This is a genomic window from Vibrio ichthyoenteri ATCC 700023, assembly GCF_000222605.1.
GTDB classification, from domain to species: domain Bacteria; phylum Pseudomonadota; class Gammaproteobacteria; order Enterobacterales; family Vibrionaceae; genus Vibrio; species Vibrio ichthyoenteri.
Genome location: NZ_AFWF01000255.1, coordinates 1 through 217 on the forward strand (window position 1 = coordinate 1; position 217 = coordinate 217).

The following is a 217-nucleotide window of genomic DNA, read 5'->3' on the forward strand; positions in this document are numbered from 1 at the left end:
TAATGTTGTTATCAGTCAGCTTTCCAAATTGTTAAAGAGCAAGTTTGTTTCAAAAGAAACTAACCATTTTTAAAAACTCTCAATAGGTTATTACCTAAAGAATGCTTAAAGATGGTATCCCGTAGGGGAGTCGAACCCCTGTTACCGCCGTGAAAGGGCGGTGTCCTAGGCCTCTAGACGAACGGGACACTAGTTAACTCTTAACTTTTATAAACAT

Annotated in this window: 1 tRNA gene; it reads right to left on the reverse strand. The window is 38.7% G+C overall.

The features are described from left to right. Positions 1-112: 112 nt before the first annotated feature. A tRNA-Glu gene (locus tag RH85_RS17030) sits at positions 113-188 on the reverse strand. Between the last annotated feature and the right edge of the window lie 29 nt (positions 189-217).